General features: G+C 43.9%; 18 protein-coding genes. 8 read left to right on the forward strand and 10 right to left on the reverse strand.

All coding sequences use genetic code 11. The annotated features are described in order from the left end of the window. The first annotated feature begins 71 nt into the window (after positions 1–71). Complete coding sequence (locus tag R7Z47_RS02320; protein ID WP_005385020.1) at positions 72–1,889, forward strand: hybrid-cluster NAD(P)-dependent oxidoreductase; 1,818 nt, start codon at positions 72–74, stop codon at positions 1,887–1,889. 100 nt (positions 1,890–1,989) lie between these two features. On the opposite strand, the gene nadE is transcribed toward R7Z47_RS02320, so the two are convergent. Beyond that, positions 1,990–2,820 carry an ammonia-dependent NAD(+) synthetase gene (nadE, locus tag R7Z47_RS02325; protein ID WP_005385021.1) on the reverse strand — a complete coding sequence of 277 codons (831 nt, stop codon included), beginning with the start codon at positions 2,818–2,820 and terminating at the stop codon, positions 1,990–1,992. Positions 2,821–2,998: 178 nt separating this feature from the next. Between nadE and R7Z47_RS02330 the strand changes: the two genes are divergently transcribed. Further along, positions 2,999–3,532: a nicotinate-nicotinamide nucleotide adenylyltransferase gene (locus tag R7Z47_RS02330; RefSeq protein WP_005375300.1), complete on the forward strand. Its 534-nt coding sequence runs from the start codon at positions 2,999–3,001 to the stop codon at positions 3,530–3,532. Positions 3,533–3,546: 14 nt separating this feature from the next. Beyond that, positions 3,547–4,029, forward strand: coding sequence for a hypothetical protein (locus R7Z47_RS02335; RefSeq protein ID WP_104976466.1), 483 nt, complete (start codon positions 3,547–3,549; stop codon positions 4,027–4,029). Positions 4,030–4,138: 109 nt separating this feature from the next. Here R7Z47_RS02335 and R7Z47_RS02340 read toward each other — a convergent pair whose 3' ends face one another. Then, positions 4,139–4,747, reverse strand: a complete 609-nt coding sequence (locus R7Z47_RS02340) for a hypothetical protein (RefSeq protein ID WP_064369671.1) — start codon at positions 4,745–4,747, stop codon at positions 4,139–4,141. A gap of 191 nt (positions 4,748–4,938) precedes the next feature. Here R7Z47_RS02340 and R7Z47_RS02345 point away from each other — a divergent pair, with 191 nt between their 5' ends. Beyond that, positions 4,939–6,048, forward strand: coding sequence for a 1-acyl-sn-glycerol-3-phosphate acyltransferase (locus R7Z47_RS02345; RefSeq protein WP_053350090.1), 1,110 nt, complete (start codon positions 4,939–4,941; stop codon positions 6,046–6,048). Between the two features lie 74 nt (positions 6,049–6,122). On the opposite strand, the gene R7Z47_RS02350 is transcribed toward R7Z47_RS02345, so the two are convergent. Then, the gene (locus tag R7Z47_RS02350; protein ID WP_017821237.1) at positions 6,123–6,722 is read right to left on the reverse strand and encodes a hypothetical protein; all 600 of its coding nucleotides are present in this window, start codon (positions 6,720–6,722) and stop codon (positions 6,123–6,125) included. 319 nt (positions 6,723–7,041) lie between these two features. Here R7Z47_RS02350 and R7Z47_RS02355 point away from each other — a divergent pair, with 319 nt between their 5' ends. Continuing rightward, positions 7,042–7,314: a YnjH family protein gene (locus R7Z47_RS02355; RefSeq protein WP_047101743.1), complete on the forward strand. Its 273-nt coding sequence runs from the start codon at positions 7,042–7,044 to the stop codon at positions 7,312–7,314. An 88-nt stretch (positions 7,315–7,402) separates the two neighbouring features. Here the strand turns inward: R7Z47_RS02355 and R7Z47_RS02360 are convergent, their stop codons facing one another. Beyond that, a complete protein-coding gene (locus R7Z47_RS02360) occupies positions 7,403–7,702 on the reverse strand; it encodes a YfcZ/YiiS family protein (protein ID WP_042521564.1) in 300 nt (99 codons plus the stop codon). 607 nt (positions 7,703–8,309) lie between these two features. Between R7Z47_RS02360 and R7Z47_RS02365 the strand changes: the two genes are divergently transcribed. Then, positions 8,310–8,771, forward strand: coding sequence for a TetR/AcrR family transcriptional regulator (locus tag R7Z47_RS02365; RefSeq protein ID WP_005385033.1), 462 nt, complete (start codon positions 8,310–8,312; stop codon positions 8,769–8,771). Between the two features lie 112 nt (positions 8,772–8,883). Here R7Z47_RS02365 and R7Z47_RS02370 read toward each other — a convergent pair whose 3' ends face one another. Genes R7Z47_RS02370 through R7Z47_RS02395 form a run of 6 tightly spaced genes read right to left on the reverse strand, consistent with a single transcriptional unit; the run spans position 8,884 to position 13,465 of the window. Beyond that, the gene (locus R7Z47_RS02370; RefSeq protein WP_005385036.1) at positions 8,884–9,666 is read right to left on the reverse strand and encodes a heme ABC transporter ATP-binding protein; all 783 of its coding nucleotides are present in this window, start codon (positions 9,664–9,666) and stop codon (positions 8,884–8,886) included. Next, positions 9,666–10,703, reverse strand: coding sequence for a FecCD family ABC transporter permease (locus R7Z47_RS02375; protein ID WP_053350537.1), 1,038 nt, complete (start codon positions 10,701–10,703; stop codon positions 9,666–9,668). The genes R7Z47_RS02370 and R7Z47_RS02375 overlap by 1 nt, the downstream gene beginning before the upstream one ends. Before the next feature lie 9 nt (positions 10,704–10,712). Beyond that, the gene (locus tag R7Z47_RS02380) at positions 10,713–11,582 is read right to left on the reverse strand and encodes a hemin ABC transporter substrate-binding protein (protein ID WP_182016438.1); all 870 of its coding nucleotides are present in this window, start codon (positions 11,580–11,582) and stop codon (positions 10,713–10,715) included. Between the two features lie 28 nt (positions 11,583–11,610). Beyond that, positions 11,611–12,024, reverse strand: coding sequence for an ExbD/TolR family protein (locus R7Z47_RS02385; protein ID WP_005375322.1), 414 nt, complete (start codon positions 12,022–12,024; stop codon positions 11,611–11,613). Next, positions 12,021–12,719 (reverse strand): MotA/TolQ/ExbB proton channel family protein, encoded by a 699-nt coding sequence (locus tag R7Z47_RS02390; RefSeq protein WP_005385044.1) that lies wholly within the window; start codon positions 12,717–12,719, stop codon positions 12,021–12,023. The genes R7Z47_RS02385 and R7Z47_RS02390 overlap by 4 nt, the downstream gene beginning before the upstream one ends. Continuing rightward, positions 12,719–13,465 carry an energy transducer TonB gene (locus R7Z47_RS02395; RefSeq protein WP_318129794.1) on the reverse strand — a complete coding sequence of 249 codons (747 nt, stop codon included), beginning with the start codon at positions 13,463–13,465 and terminating at the stop codon, positions 12,719–12,721. The genes R7Z47_RS02390 and R7Z47_RS02395 overlap by 1 nt, the downstream gene beginning before the upstream one ends. A gap of 160 nt (positions 13,466–13,625) precedes the next feature. Here R7Z47_RS02395 and hutW point away from each other — a divergent pair, with 160 nt between their 5' ends. Together hutW and hutX are read left to right on the forward strand one after the other, a co-directional pair. Then, positions 13,626–14,996: a heme anaerobic degradation radical SAM methyltransferase ChuW/HutW gene (gene hutW, locus R7Z47_RS02400; protein WP_213885929.1), complete on the forward strand. Its 1,371-nt coding sequence runs from the start codon at positions 13,626–13,628 to the stop codon at positions 14,994–14,996. Positions 14,997–15,028: 32 nt separating this feature from the next. After that, positions 15,029–15,532, forward strand: coding sequence for a heme utilization cystosolic carrier protein HutX (gene hutX / locus R7Z47_RS02405; protein WP_132936320.1), 504 nt, complete (start codon positions 15,029–15,031; stop codon positions 15,530–15,532). Positions 15,533–15,547: the final 15 nt, after the last annotated feature.

Below are 15,547 nucleotides of genomic sequence, written 5' to 3' on the forward strand. Positions count from 1 at the left end.
GACTCTGCAACTTAATGTGATTTGAGTATACAATACCGCAACAAATAAAAAACACCCGTAGGAAGAAGGCTATGTCGCAACCCGTTTTATCCCAAATTAATGTTTTTCCGGTTAAGTCAGTTGGCGGATTATCGCTGTCGTCCGTATGGGTTGAGAAGCAAGGATTGAGCTTCGATCGTCGCTTTATGATTGCGAAAGCTGATGGCTCGATGATCACTGCGCGAAAGTATCCGCAAATGGTAACCATTAAGTCTGCCTTATTGTCCGATGGAGTGGTGTTTAGTAGTTTGGGTATGGAGCCACTTAAAATCCGTTACCAAGATTTCAAAATGCAGGAGACACCTGCAACGGTTTGGAAAGATACGTTTACTGCCTATACCACGACAGATGATGCAGATGACTGGTTTAGTCGTGTGTTGGGGCAGCGCGTTGAGTTGTTGTTTAGTGGTGAGCAATCGAATCGTGTCCGTGAAAAGCTAGGTCAAAACGTCAGTTTTGCTGATGGTTATCCGGTTTTAGTGATCAGCCAAGCTTCACTTGATGAGCTGAACCGAAGAAGTTCAGAGCTACACTCAATGGATCAGTTTCGTACTAACTTAGTTGTCTCTGATACTAAGCCATTTGAAGAAGATTCATGGAAGCGCATACGAATCGGTGAGGTAGAGTTTGAGTCTCTCAAACCTTGCGAGCGCTGTATCCTGACTACGGTGAATACCCAAAGAGGCACATTCCGTGAGAGCAAAGAGCCGCTCAAAACCTTGCAACAGTTCCGTGCAAACGATGTCGGTGGTGTGTTCTTTGGCCAGAATCTTGTCGCGCGAAATGAAGGCATTATTCGTCAAGGCGATAAAGTTGAAGTATTGGAGTACAAAGAGCCGGAGTTTTACGCAGATAACTCGCCAGTGCGCATGAAGCTTACATGTGTTGAGCGTGAAGAAATTGCCCAAGACTTTGTGACCTTATGGTTAGAGCCAAACAAAGGTTCGTTGCCTAATTACTTGCCAGGACAACACCTGCCAATAGAGGTGAATATTGATGGTAAGAAAGTGGGTCGACGCTATACCTTATCATCCAGTCCTTCTCGCCCGGGTCGTTATGCTATTTCTGTAAAGCGTATCGCGGGTGGAAGAGTCTCTAACTCACTCTTAGACAACTTACAAGTCGGTGATGTTTTAGAGGCAGAACAACCTGACGGTCAGTTCCACCTTAAAACGCATGAAGCGCAGCCTCTGCTGTTACTCTCTGCGGGTAGCGGAGTAACACCAATGTTATCAATGGTGCGTTACTTAGCAGATCACAATCAGTTGGATAATGTGGTTTTCTACCATCAATGTCGCACCGAGAATGATATTCCTTGTCGCTCAGAGTTGGAGCAGTTAAAGCGTGAGCACCCAGGGCTAGAAGTAAAAGTCTGTTTAACGCAACCTGCTGTTGATTGGTTTGGTTTGAAAGGGCGTTTAAGTTTGTCACACATTAAGCAAATCAAAGATGTTGAACAGCGGCAGGTGTTTGTGTGTGGCCCGGATGGCTTTATGGATAAAGCAAAAAGTCTTCTACTAAGAAAAGGGCTGCCAGAGGAAAACTACCATCAAGAAGCGTTTGGAGTTTCTTCTCTTACGTCAAAGCCAGAGAAAAGTCTCGCTATTGACTTTAATGGAGCTAAAGTCGTAGGCAACAACCAAAAAACGTTGTTAGATCAGCTCGAAGATGCTGGGAAGGTCATCAGCAATAGCTGTCGTGCTGGCTTATGCGGCGCGTGTAAAGTTCAGCTTACGTCGGGGCAAGTTCATCATCCGGACGTGCCCGCGCTGACTGATGAGGAACGTGCAATGGGAACCGTGTTGGCGTGTTGTGCTGTGCCAGAGACGGACGTAACAGTAACCAACTAGGCGAGAGCAATTTTGTCCTTCGACAAAAACTGTTCCTAGACAAAAAAACGCTGCTATTTTTAGCAGCGTTTTGAGTTTTAAAGAGAGCTGAAAATATCGCTTAGTCGTAAATCGTCGGGATTGGCTGGCGTTTGTGCTGCGTTGCTTTGTAAATCGCTACCAGACGGTCACTCACTTGCTGTGGAACAGGTTTGCCCTCTAAGAAGTCGTCGATTTGCTCGTAAGTTAGGCGTAGGGCATCTTCGTCTGCTTTCTGTGGAGCAAGCTCTTCTAAGTCTGCCGTTGGCACTTTCTTCACTAGTTGCTCAGGTGCACCCAATGTAGCAGCCACTTCACGAACTTGGCGCTTACTTAATCCGAACAATGGTGCCATGTCACAAGCGCCATCACCAAATTTAGTGTAGAAACCAGTGATGTTTTCTGCTGAGTGATCAGTACCAAGAACAAGGCCGCCTACGTAGCCCGCGATCTCGTATTGAGCTACCATGCGAGCACGCGCTTTTACATTGCCTTTTACGAAGTCGACTTTTGCTGCATCAGTTGGTAGAAGGTCTGTGCCTTCTAATGCAACGTGAGAAGCCGAATGAAGCCCGTCAACACCTGCTTTGATGTTCACCGATACAGAATGGGTTGGCTGGATAAAAGACAGAGCGAGCTGAGCCTCATCTTCATCTTTTTGCTCCCCGTAAGGCAGGCGAACTGCGATAAATTGGTAGCTATTGTTGCCCGCTTCTTCGTTTAGTTGGTCTACAGCCAACTGAGCTAAACGACCACATGTCGTTGAGTCAACGCCACCGCTGATGCCAAGAACAAGAGACTTACAGCCCGCTTCTTGCAATTTACGCTTAATAAAAGCGACACGGCGTTCAATTTCAAAATGCGGATCAATTGAAGGGAGTACGCGCATTTCGTCACGGATGGATTGTTCCATTTAGGGTTCCTTTTCCTGCAAATATTTCAGACTCTAAAGCGCATTTGCTCAAATGGTCATAAACCATACAGTTGAGGCTCATTAAACGCGACTTTAGGGTCAAAAGCTGTAAAGATTAGTAGTATCATACCGAAATCATCAGATTAGAAAACTCTCTTCAACCAGGTAATCACCGGATATGAAAAAAATCGCCATTTTTGGTAGTGCATTTAACCCACCTAGTTTAGGGCATAAAAGTGTTATTGAGTCTTTGAGCCACTTTGATCTTGTGCTACTTGAGCCAAGCATTGCACACGCTTGGGGCAAGAACATGCTTGATTACCCAACTCGGTGCAAAATGGTTGACGCGTTCATCAAGGATATGGGGCTTTCTAATGTTCAGCGTTCTGATGCAGAGCAAGCTTTATACCAACCTGGACAAAGTGTGACGACCTATGCGTTGTTAGAAAAAATTCAAGAAATTTACCCAACTGCCGATATAACTTTTGTCATTGGTCCTGATAATTTCTTCAAATTTGCTAAATTTAGTAGAGCTGAAGAGATTACGGAACGTTGGACTGTTATGGCATGTCCTGAAAAAGTAAAAGTCAGAAGCACAGATATTCGCAAAGCATTGGCCGAGGGTGAAGAGATCGGCGCCTATACAACACCTTCCGTACGTGATTTATTACTTAGTAAAGGCTTATACAGAGAAACATTGTCTGGGAACTGAGAGGTCAGATTTTCATGGTCAGAGCAGTTTTATTTAGTGCATGTGCGCTGCTTGTGGTGACACAAGCTCATTCCGCGTGTAACTATTTTTCTGATCGTTCCGTGGTGTTTGAAGATAACACGCTTCCAATCTGTGAAGAAATTTTAGATTCCATCGGCGTGTTAAGTACTGAAGCATTGATTTGGTATGCAGCGGAAGCGAAGCTTGAAGGACCAACAGAAAACTATTGGGAGGAGTGGGCGATTAAGCCGGAAGACACCCCACTTCTAACTCAAAACTTAGAAAAGAATTACTTTGGTCTTGGTTTTTGGATGCCGGAAGAGCTTCGAGACGAAGAGAGTAAAATGGATACAGAAGAGTGGCTTCGTAGTCACGGGTTGATGTTCAGCGTTGGTTTTGGTGATAAATCCGACGGACAGCCAAGAATGCGGTTTGATTATCGTTGGCACGAATATTATGACGCTGACTGGATGATGCAAATAGAGGTACCTTTCTAGACACCTCAAGCAAATGAAAAAAGGGCGTACATTATCAATGTACGCCCTTTTTGTTTTAATCTACTTTCTGTGTCCGTAATGCTGAAGACGTAGCTTGTTGAAGAGCAAGTTATAGCGCTTCTCCAAAGACTAAAAAGCAAAGCTGTTCATATTCTTCGGTGTTACCAGCAAAAAGAGAGTCAACAATTTGCTCTTCCTTCTTCCCCGACAGTTTCATTTTTCTTGCTTCACGTAGTGTTAGTACCAAGCAAAGCTCTTTAGAAATATTCATGTCACAGCCAGGAGTCCATTGATTGATGGTTCTCGTTAACGTTGAGTGCGCTAGTTTAGGAGACAGCGTCAATACTTCATGTCTTACTACTGTCAGTAGATCGGTTTGCAGATCCGAGCGTTCGGCAGTTGTTGCTAGCTTCTCGACGAGCGCTTTTAGTAGCGGTGAAGGCTTCACAAAGCCCGCCTGTTGTGAGAACTCGTCATTTAAACGCACAGAAAAATCACAACGATATACACGAGAATTAGGTAAAAAGGTGAGGGAGCTCAAACATCCTTGAGGAATCCAAAAATATTGGCCTGGTTCAATGGCATACTCCTGCTTACCCAATTTAATGACGGCTAACCCTTCGATGACAGATAGTAGACTGTGCTTCAGTGCTTTTTTACGCGCAGCTACATCAAGAAAGGGGTATTTAGCGTCGTGAAATTCAATTGCGTAGTTCATTATGAGTACCAGTGTTTTTTGGCGCTAAGGGTAACGTTAAACCCATACGATTCCAACCTGCAGAGAGAATTTTTTAGCATGATAAATGGTGGCTTAACTGGTATGACCATGTTAAAAGTATGGGTTGAAATGCTGCTTGTCAGCAAAACTATGCGTAAAATGTGCCAGCTTTTTTTGATATGTAATGAACAATGACAGCCAATACCGATCCTTATATTGAAATTCGTCCTTACAACGACGAAGAAATTCCAGCAGCGCTGGATCGTCTAATCCAAGATGATGAATTTATCACTGCTATCCTAGAACATCGCTTTGCTAATAAAGCAGCGTGGTTCAAAACGCTAATGAGCCCGATCCTGCGCATCTACCTGAAAGCCAAGTGGAGCAAGCTTGATTCTGTCGAAGCAATTCAGATTGAAGTGAAGAAGTATCTGAAAGATACATTGAATAAGACAACGGATGGCGTCACTTTTTCTGGTTTGGATAAGCTGGATAAAAACACGTCATACCTATTCGTTTCTAACCACCGTGATATTGCGATGGACCCTGCGCTCGTAAATTATGGCTTGTACCAAAGTGGGCACCGTACAGTTCGTATAGCGATTGGCGATAACCTGCTGAAGAAGCCATGTGCGACAGAATTGATGCGACTCAATAAGAGCTTCATCGTTAAGCGCTCTGCTAAGGCGCCTAGAGAAATGATGAAAGCATTGGGACAACTGTCAAGCTATATCAAACATTCGCTTGATACTGGCAATTCAATTTGGATTGCCCAAAAGGAAGGCCGTGCTAAAGATGGAAACGACTTTACTGATCCTGCGATTTTAAAAATGTTCCATGTTGAAGGTCGTAAACAAAAGATCAGCTTTGGTGAGTACACGCGTTCTCTGAAAATCGTTCCTGTCTCGATTTCCTATGAAAATGATCCATGTGACATTGCCAAAGCAAAAGAGCTGTACGAAAAAGCAGAAAATGGCCGCTATGAAAAAGGCGAATTTGAAGATATCGAAAGCATCATTCAAGGTATCGTTGGCTATAAAGGCCGTGTACATGTTGCGTTTGGTGATGTGATTGAGCAAGAGTTTGAAACGCCGGAATCTCTTGCTGGTGAAATCGACCGCCAAATTCACAACAACTACAAGTTGTACCCAATCAACTTGTTAGCTGCTGGGCATGAAGATTCGAGCATCATTACGGAAGCAGTTAAGCGTCATCTCGCGGATAAGTTGGATCAGCTACCTGAAGGCGCAAGACCTTATTTGGTGGCGAGCTATGCCAATCCTGTGAATAACCAAGAGTAACTTTCGTCACTGAACTCTGTTGATTCAGAATGCCTTAAAGCCTCGGTCTGCCGGGGCTTTTGTTTATCTGCTCTTTAAGGTGCGACGGCGCCACCAAGGGTTAAATTGCTAGGCCATTTGGTGATCCTGTTACCACCTAAATAGATATTCCCTTTCACCGTCATTGTGTCTGGAAATACTTTCAGCGCTGATCCTCCAATATAAAGATTACCATCAACCACCAATCCTTCAGGAAGTTCAGAAATGGGAGTGCGAATAACACTTAGATCACCTTTTACTCGAAGTTTAGCTGGAAGCGCTTTTAACGGTGTATCTGTCAGATTTAGGTAACCGCCTAGTTTGATGCCTTTAGGCCAGTTTTCGATCTTACTACCTAGTAGGTTTGCATAGCCTTTTATCTTTGTTCCTGAGCGAATAACTTTGAGTGCGCTGTTAGTTGCTTCCAGACTGCCTTCAACATCAAGCCCTTTAGGCAAGGTTTTGATAGGGGTTTGTGAGATGTTTAAGTTGCCCTTTACCACTAGGCCAGAGGGTAGTTGGGTATAAGGCTTGTTTCTAAGATCAAGATTGCCGTAATTATCGATGTGACCAAACTTAGAATAGTAATCTAGCTCATATGCCAAAGGAGACGAGCAGAGCAGGATTGAAGTAAGGCATAGGGAAACAAAACGCATAGTCAAAGAGTTAGTTAAATACCGAGATCAACAGGTGCTTATCTTATACTTAAATAAACCTATTATGCATTTTTTGCTCACAGTTTTTGATTCATAACTTAAATATTCAAATTAGAGATGCACGCTAAAAGTGTGCGCTTCTTTACTGCGCTAAGTAACTTCAAGCTTACTAAAATGAGATAAATTAAATGATTGAATGTGAAGCAGATTCAAGCGTAGAGGTGAGAAAAATATCAGTAGATATTTGAATAATATGAGATTCTTCCAAGAACTTCACAAGGGTCCTTGTTAGTATTATTGAGGTTTGAGGGAGATTTTCATGAAGTTAAAAAGTGTATCTATTTTTACCGCTGGTGTTTTTGCAGTACTGCTGTCGGGTTCCGTTTTTGCTAAATCATACAGTACACCAGAAAACAAAGCGCTAATAGTTGCTGACGGTAAGGTAGGTCAGCATATCTGTTACTACGATGATAAAGCCTACAGCACAGGGGCCGTGATTAATGTTGAAGGCGTATTACTGATGTGTACCGCTGAGAACGATTTTGAAACCAATGGCTCGTTAAAGTGGGTCGTGTTCAAAAAAGATAAATAAACGCGCCGAAGTTGTCTGTTTCATTTAGAGCGGTTTAAGATTAAGAGATTGGAAAAATAAAAAGCGAGCATCATGCTCGCTTTTTTCATTAACGCGCGAGTGAGCGAGTTTTTAATTCAAAGATAAGTTTTTCAGCACTTACTTCAAATTTGAATCGAGCCGTCGCTTGGTTCGATTCTTCGGTTATTTCTGAAACATTGTATTCAACATCAACACATACTGATTTAGCGAGCTCGATGTATTTTTGTAGTTCAGACTCTAGCTCTGTTTTTGTCTGTGCGAAAACCGTTACGTCGGCAACTTCGTCACCTTCTTTGATGATAAAGCCAATCTCGCCAGCACAGCCGCAGGCCTCACATACTTGGTTTTTTTCTAATTCGACACTCATAACGAATCCTCTTGTAAATACTAAGGGTATTCTATCAGGTATTTGATCTGTATCTACAAAAATGACGACTTTTGTGTAAAAAAGGAACAGAATAGGCACTTGTTAAGTAAGGGTTAAAGATTGGATTACTAAATCATCAAGAACGTTAATGTGATATATATCAACATTTAAAATCAATTAACGAACATAGTGACGAGATTTTGCTCAGTCCAGTTGAACTAATGGTTAATTTATAAGACTATTTCTTGATTGATTATTTTTAATAATTATCATTCTTGGTCTTTGAATAGTTTCGATGAATAATTGGCGCAAGGTTTTGATGAGACTAACTTTTCGCCTTATTTTGAGTAGCATGTATTGACAAAAACATAACTGAAAATTACACATTACGCAGTGTAAAGACGTTATGGTTTGGAACTCGACATGATATTAAATAGTCGCAATACATATACCCAAAGCGCTTTCAAGTGCAGCGCTTAGCAACCTGATTTCTAGGTTTTCGCTAATCGAACCGCATCGGCGAGCCGGGTATAATGCTAAGAATGATTTCATTCTGGCCTCATTTAATAGTGAGTTAGATGGATTTACAAAGAGAAGAGCTTAAAATATGCCAAAGCGTAGTAAAGAAGATACCGAAATCACTATCCAAAAGATCATGGATGCCGTTATTGATCAGCTACTCAGATTAGGTTACGACAAAATGTCGTACACGACGCTAAGCCAGCAGACAGGTATATCGCGTACCGGTATTAGCCATCACTTCCCTAAGAAAACGGACTTCACCGCCGCACTGGATGGCCGTATCTTTAAAATGTTTATTGAACACTTAGAGTTTGATAAAGGATTAAATGCATTTTCACAAAGTTGGATTAAAGCGCTGGAAGATGCTGAGTTTCTCGCGATTTTACGACTGCTATTCCATCACATTGTCACCGCTGAAAATGCGCAAGAATTTGCTGCTAATGGTATTGACCGCTTATACAAAATGGTTGAAAGCCAGTTTGGTGCGGGTGGTGACAAAGAGCTTGAGTGGTTGATTGGTCGATCATTGATCCAAATGAGCAAGTAATAGCCTTTAAAGCACCAAATTCTGCCACTATCAAAGCAAAGGCCCGCAACTCTCATATTGCGGGCCTTTGTCGTATCGAAGTGTTTTAGAGACGGCTTAGAGGAGATACGCTTTATGCTGCGGCATGCACTTGAGGGAAGTCTAGCGTCGGATGTTTTGTCACAATAGATCGATAGCCATAAACTTGCTCAATGCGCTCTGACGTTAGTGCATTCCATGGCGTGTCATCACAAACTAGTTTCCCGTTATGCAAGAGTACAAGGCGGTCTGCGTACTGAGAGGCTAGATTCAAGTCATGTAACACCACAACCACCGCTGCGTTTTGTGCTTTTGCTGTTTCACGAGCAATCTTTAACGTGTTGTGTTGGTGGGCGAGATCCAACGCTGAGGTAGGTTCATCAAGCATTAAGATTCGTTTTTCGCCAGATTGATGTAGTTGTGTCATCACTCGTGCTAGATGCAGTCGTTGCTTTTCTCCACCAGATAAAGACGGGTACAGGCTTTCTGCTAAATGCAATACGTCGGTTTGTTCCATGTAATGTAAAGCCAGTTTAGTGGTTTCTTTATTGGACAGTGATAGCGGTATTGCCCCCAGCTCTACTACTTCTCTGGCTAGAAATGGGAAGGTTAAGGTGCTGTGCTGCGGGAGCATTGCAATATGTTTGGCGCTTTTTTCAGGCTCCCAATCATGCTTTTGTTTACCGAAGTAGGTGATGTGATGATTCGAAGAGATCTCACCGCATAGAAGCTTGAGTAAAGTACTTTTACCTGCGCCATTGGGGCCGAGTAGGGCGGTCACTTCACCAGCTCGGATATCAATGTTGATGTCATCGAGCACCACACGGTTGCCATATGTCATCGAAATGTTTTTCCCCGATAAAACGATCTGGTTCATTACAAAATCTTCCCTTTTTGCTGGAACAATAAGTAGATGAAAAAGGGCGCGCCAATCAATGCGGTCACGATTCCAACTGGTAATTCAGCTGGTGCCACGGCAACACGAGCAAACATATCTGCGGCAGTAAGAAGCAGTGCTCCCATTAAGGCAGATATTGGTAATAGCGTTCGATGGTCAGGCCCAGCGAGCATGCGCCCTAAGTGAGGAATCACGAGCCCAATAAAGCCAATTGCACCACTGATGCTCACCGTAATACCAACACCCAGTGCAGAAAGTAAAATAAGCTGACGTTTGAGTTTTTGAACCGGAACTCCTAAGTGTCTTGCTTCTGATTCCCCTAACAACAGAGCATTCAGCGCCATCGACTTCTTCTGAAACCAGAGCAATAGGATGACGAGTGTTATAGCAGATAGAGCAATCCCTGACCAATTTGCACCAGCTAATGAGCCCATCGACCAAAGCGTCAAATCTCGCAGCATCTGATCATCTGCGATAAAGTTCATGTAGCCAATCGCAGCACCCGAGAGCGCGCTGATGGCAACGCCGGCTAACAACATAATTGTAACTGAGGTACCAAACTTACTTGTGCCGAGTTTATAAACGAGAATAGTCGTTAGTGCACCGCCAAGGAAAGCAAAAAGAGGCAAAGCCGCTAAGTTCATTAGTTGCGGATAGTTTTGGCTAAATTCAGCAAATACAACAATAGCGAATGCACCACCAAGAGCAGCGCCAGCAGACACACCAATGATACCAGGCTCGGCTAATGGGTTACGGAACAAGCCCTGCATAACCACACCACAAATTGCCAAAATGGCGCCGATGAACATACACAAAATGGTGCGAGGCAATCGGATTTCGTTAATGACCAACTGAATGTGAGGAGCGAGATCAGAACTGCCTCCCGTTAGGCTACGCAAACTGTCAGCAAAGCTAATGTTCATTGGGCCAACGGTAATAGAGGCGATAGCAATAAATGCTAAAAATCCACTAAGCACTGATAACGTCGTTGAAAGGGGGATGCGTCTTAACAACATGTCATGTCTCTATGGGTAAAGCAGTGCATTCAAGCGTTTAGCTTCTGCAAGGCTTTTAAGGCCCAAACCACCTACCAGAGCATGGCCATCAATCGTTATGATGTCTTTGTTCTTTCCAGCGGGTGTTGCAGCAAGAAGCGGCATTGCTTTTAAAATGGCATCGGCACCACCCAACGTTTCATAGCTGCGACCACTAACAAGAATCACGTCAGGCTGCATCTCTACCATCGCTTCTGTGGATAGAGGCTTGTAAGACGAGAGTTGTGTAGCGGCTGGGTTTTGTCCGCCGGCGAGTTGAATAATTGCATCGGGTGTCGTTTGTGAGCCCGCAACATTTGCAGGTCGCCCTTCATGGATCAGCAGAAAGAGCACTTTCTTTTTCTTTGCTTGATCAGGCTGGTTTGCATTGAGTGCTTGTACTTGCGCTTGGACATCTTGCTTTAAGCTTTCAGCTTGAGCTTTGCGATCCATAAGGTTCGCAATTTGATCAATACGTTGATAAAGGCCCTCGACATTTGCATCAGTATTAACGATTTCTACCTCTACGCCAGCCGATTTCAATTGGCTCAATGTTGTTTTCGGCCCCATCTCATCAGAACCAATGACTTTTGTCGGACGTAAGGCGAGCAACCCCTCCGCTGAAAGACGACGATGGTAGCCCACTTTAGGCAGTTCCATGCCTTTTGGTAATTGACTGGTGACGTCGATAGCAACCAAGCTATCTTTAGCGTCGAGTTCAAGCAAGAGTTCAGTGACGGCGCTGCCTGCGCTAACAACGCGCTCTGAGGATGGCGTTTCATTGGCAAAAAGTTGACTACTCGCGAGTAGGGAAATAGCTGCCGTGACAACAGCATGAATAGTGATGCGTGTGTTCTTCATTTTGAAAGGATCTCTATCTTACTTATTTTTATGATGGCTCTTCAGTGAGTAACTGAGTTGCTTGAATTCCGTTTTCTTGTAAAAAGCCGAGAAGTTGTACTAGCGACTGAATATTCGCGGTTTTTTCTGCTCCAATTACAATCGGTTTATCGCTTGACTTACTCTCTTCTAACAGCGCGAGGGTAAAGTTGTCCCAATCGATATATGTCTTGCCGTTAATAGCCCAGTAAGGCTCGTCTTTAAGAATATTTACCGTGATGGATTGCTTATCGACATCTGCAACAGCCTGAGATTCTGTGCTCGGTAAATTGACGTCTAATGAATCGAGTTTGACCGCTGCGGTTAACATCAGGAAAACCATGACGATAAAAATAATGTCTAACAGCGGTGTTAAATCGGGGGTTAAACCGTTACGACTATTTTCTTGTGGTGTTTTAATCATTGAGTTGCAGCCTCAATCTTCTCAGAAGAGCGCAGTGTTACTTTTGAGTGGTCTGGCGAGACATGCTGTAACGAGATACCTTCAAGCCATAAGTTGACGTAGTTTAAAGTGTGCTCAAGCTTGGCGATTACACGATCCGCCCACAAACCAATGATCTGCGCTCCTGAAATGGCAGGAAGTGCGATAATGAGACCCGCGGCAGTGGTGCGCATAGCAAGACCTAGGCCGTCAGCCAAATCATTCGGAGTGATATTCCCCGTTGAAACCGCGATGCCTTTGAACATGTCAATTAAGCCAAGTACCGTACCAAGCAAGCCAATTAAAGGGCTGATGACGCCAATCAGCGTCAGCAAACGAAGGCCGGAATGCAGCTGATGGCGTTTTTCTTGCAGCCAAATACCTGCGGCATCTTCTCTTAAAGATTTCGAGAAAGAATGATGAGCAAGCAACATCGCAACACCACGGTACAGAAGCGGCCGCTTATTCGACAACTCTTCAGCAAGTGCTTCAAGCTCGCTCCCATTTGTTGGGTCTAATCCTGTGAGCTTTTGGCGAATGGCTCGCTTTCCTACACCAAGGCTAATTAACACATGGAATAATCGCTCGGCGATGATCATCACGGTTAGAGCTGAGCAAATGATCAAAGGCCATGTCATCAGCCCAAATTGAGTTTGTAATTCTTGTAGTTGTTCCATTATCCATCCAACTTAAAACGAACAGGTACTTGTACTCGGTGAGCGACTTTTAGCCCACCTGAAATATGTGGTGTAAATTGCCACTGTTTGATCGCACGAAGTGCTGAGGCATCTAGCGACTCTGTGCCGGAAGACTCAATCAAAACCTGTTTAATCTGGTTACCATTCTCATCTAGCCATATCTCATACAAGGCTACACCCTCAATACCGCGTCTTTGTGCAGACCTTGGGTAACGGGGTTGTGTTGGTTGACTCACAAACGTTGGTTTGTCGACCAAGACAGGCTGAGACGTTGCCCCTTTGGATTGGCTCGCAGGTGCGGATTGTTGAGCTACCGTCTCTTTCTTCACCGGTTCCGTTTTTTTCTTTGGTTTCGCTTCGGGCTGAACCTTTTGCTTTGTTACGGTTTTGGTGGGCTCGACCGTTTTAGGTTTAGATTGTTTAACCGGTTCTGGTTTTTTCTCTACTACCTTCTTCTTAACAGAGTCTTTCTTGACGACCTGTTTTTTTACAATCTTCTTTTCTGGTTCAGGTTGGTCTTGAGGCTGCTGCTCTTTTGGTGGCGCTACATTTTCTGGTGTAGATTTTTCGACAGCGGGAGGAGCAGACACAAGATTTAGACTTACCGAACTTGCTGGGTTTCCAGCCGGCATCGCGAACACCTTTGTCTCTTGAGAAACAAAAAGAAGTGCGGCATGGATGGCAAGGGAAGCACCTCCTGCAATGACATATCTTTGTACGTTCACGGAATATCTCGGGAAACTATGAAAACTTGGGCAGATTATTACTTACAATGGAAATAAGATCAATTATCAATTGCATTATCATTACGCTCAAATTATGATTCTTGCAGAATTTTCAAGATCAGCTTCCATCCCTTACATGATGGGAGTTAAGCGAGTATATATGAGCGTCGATATCGATAAGCTTGATGAATCAGTGTTGGGCAGTGATAGTCCTGATCCATTGCGATTTGCTTTTGTTAAGAAGCATTCTGCACATGCCGGGGGAGCGAGCGTACCTGTGCCCTCGTCTCAACAACAGGCGATTTTTTCGAGTATTACGGCTAACTCAATTAAAGCGACCAATAAACGCTGTCTTTATATTCATGTTCCGTTTTGTCGCGTTCGTTGCACTTTTTGTAACTTCTTTCAAAATGCTGCAAGTCGCACACTGGTTGATGAGTACTTTGAAGCATTAATGCAGGAGCTTAGAGAGAAAGCGGCATTACCTTGGACACAAAATGGTATTTTTCACGCCGTATATATCGGGGGCGGAACGCCAACGGATTTATCTCCAATACAGGTTCGTGTGTTAGGCCAGGCTATCCGAGACCACTTTCCTTTGGCCGCAGACTGCGAAATCACCTTAGAAGGCCGCATCAATCGCTTTTCTGATGAGTTGTATCAAGGCGCTTTAGAGGGTGGGTTTAATCGTTTCTCTTTTGGTGTGCAAAGTTTTAATACACAAGTGCGCCGCAGCGCAAAACGTTTAGATGATAGGGAAGATGTCCTCAAACGAGTGAGCGAGATCGCCAAAGAAGACAAAATTCCGGTCATTATCGATTTACTCTATGGCTTACCTTATCAAACCAAAGAAGTGTTAGAGCAAGATTTAAATGATTCCCTCTCGACTGGCGCACACGGACTGGATTTGTATCAGTTAGTGGTTGGCGGGTCAGCTCCCATGCTCAACCTCGTAGAAAAGGGAAAAATCCCGCCACCTGCGACCACACCAGAAAAAGCGGGAATGTATGAGCTCGGTGTGAACTTTATGGCCAAACACCATATGAAGCAACTGAGTGTGAACCATTGGGCAATCGATAACCGCGAGCGTAGTTTATACAATAGTTTAGCCAAGACTTATGCAGAGGTATTGCCAATTGGCTGTGGTGCTGGAGGTAATATAGGTGGCTACGGGATGATGCAACACCGCACACTAGAGACCTATATTAAAGCGGTCAAAGAAGGTCAAAGCACCATCGCGATGATGATGAAGCAAAGCCCTCTAGAACCACTTTTTTCTACACTCAAATCTGCGTTTGACCGTGGCATTGTTCAAGCAAATCAACTTCCATCATTTATGGGAGAGGACGCGTTCGGGTTTTTATTGCCTCTATTTAAAGTGTGGCAAGCGAAAGGCTTAGTACAACTACATGAACGTAGCGCAGTCCTTACTCTTGCAGGCAGCTTCTGGGCAGTGTCATTGGCTCAAAGTTGTATTCAGGTACTCACGTCGGAGATGAACGAAACCGTACCGAAAGCATCCAATAATTAATGAAAACAAATTGAACAAAAACGGAAGACACAATGGAATCAATCAAGCAACAAGTTGAAGTATTACTAGAGCAAGAACCACGATTATTGCCAGCTGCGATGGCAGAGCGTCTTGGCATTTCCGAGTTTGAGGTTGTTGCGGCTCTACCTCAGGAAATGGTGGCTATTGCACCAGGAGAGCAAGCGCAAAGCATCTTAGAAAGTTTGGTTGGTTTTGGCCCGGTGACGACCATCGTCCACTCTTTTGGTTCTATCTTTGAAGTTAAAGCGCCGTTTCCAAAAGGAAAAGTGGCGCGTGGCTATTACAATTTAATGGGTAGAGAAGGTGAACTGCACGGCCACCTTAAATTAGATAACGTTAAAAATGTCGCATTAGTCAGTAAACCGTTTATGGGTAGAGAGAGTCACTATTTTGGTTTTTTCTCAGAGTGCGGAAGCAATATTTTCAAGGTTTATTTAGGCCGTAACGAAAAGCGCGAGTTGATTGAAGAGCAAGTCACCGCATTTCGCGCCCTACAAGCCGAATTAAAAAAGTAATCACAAACATAATCG

The sequence above is a fragment of the Vibrio sp. 1641 genome, assembly GCF_033339995.1.
GTDB classification, from domain to species: Bacteria; Pseudomonadota; Gammaproteobacteria; order Enterobacterales; family Vibrionaceae; genus Vibrio; species Vibrio alginolyticus.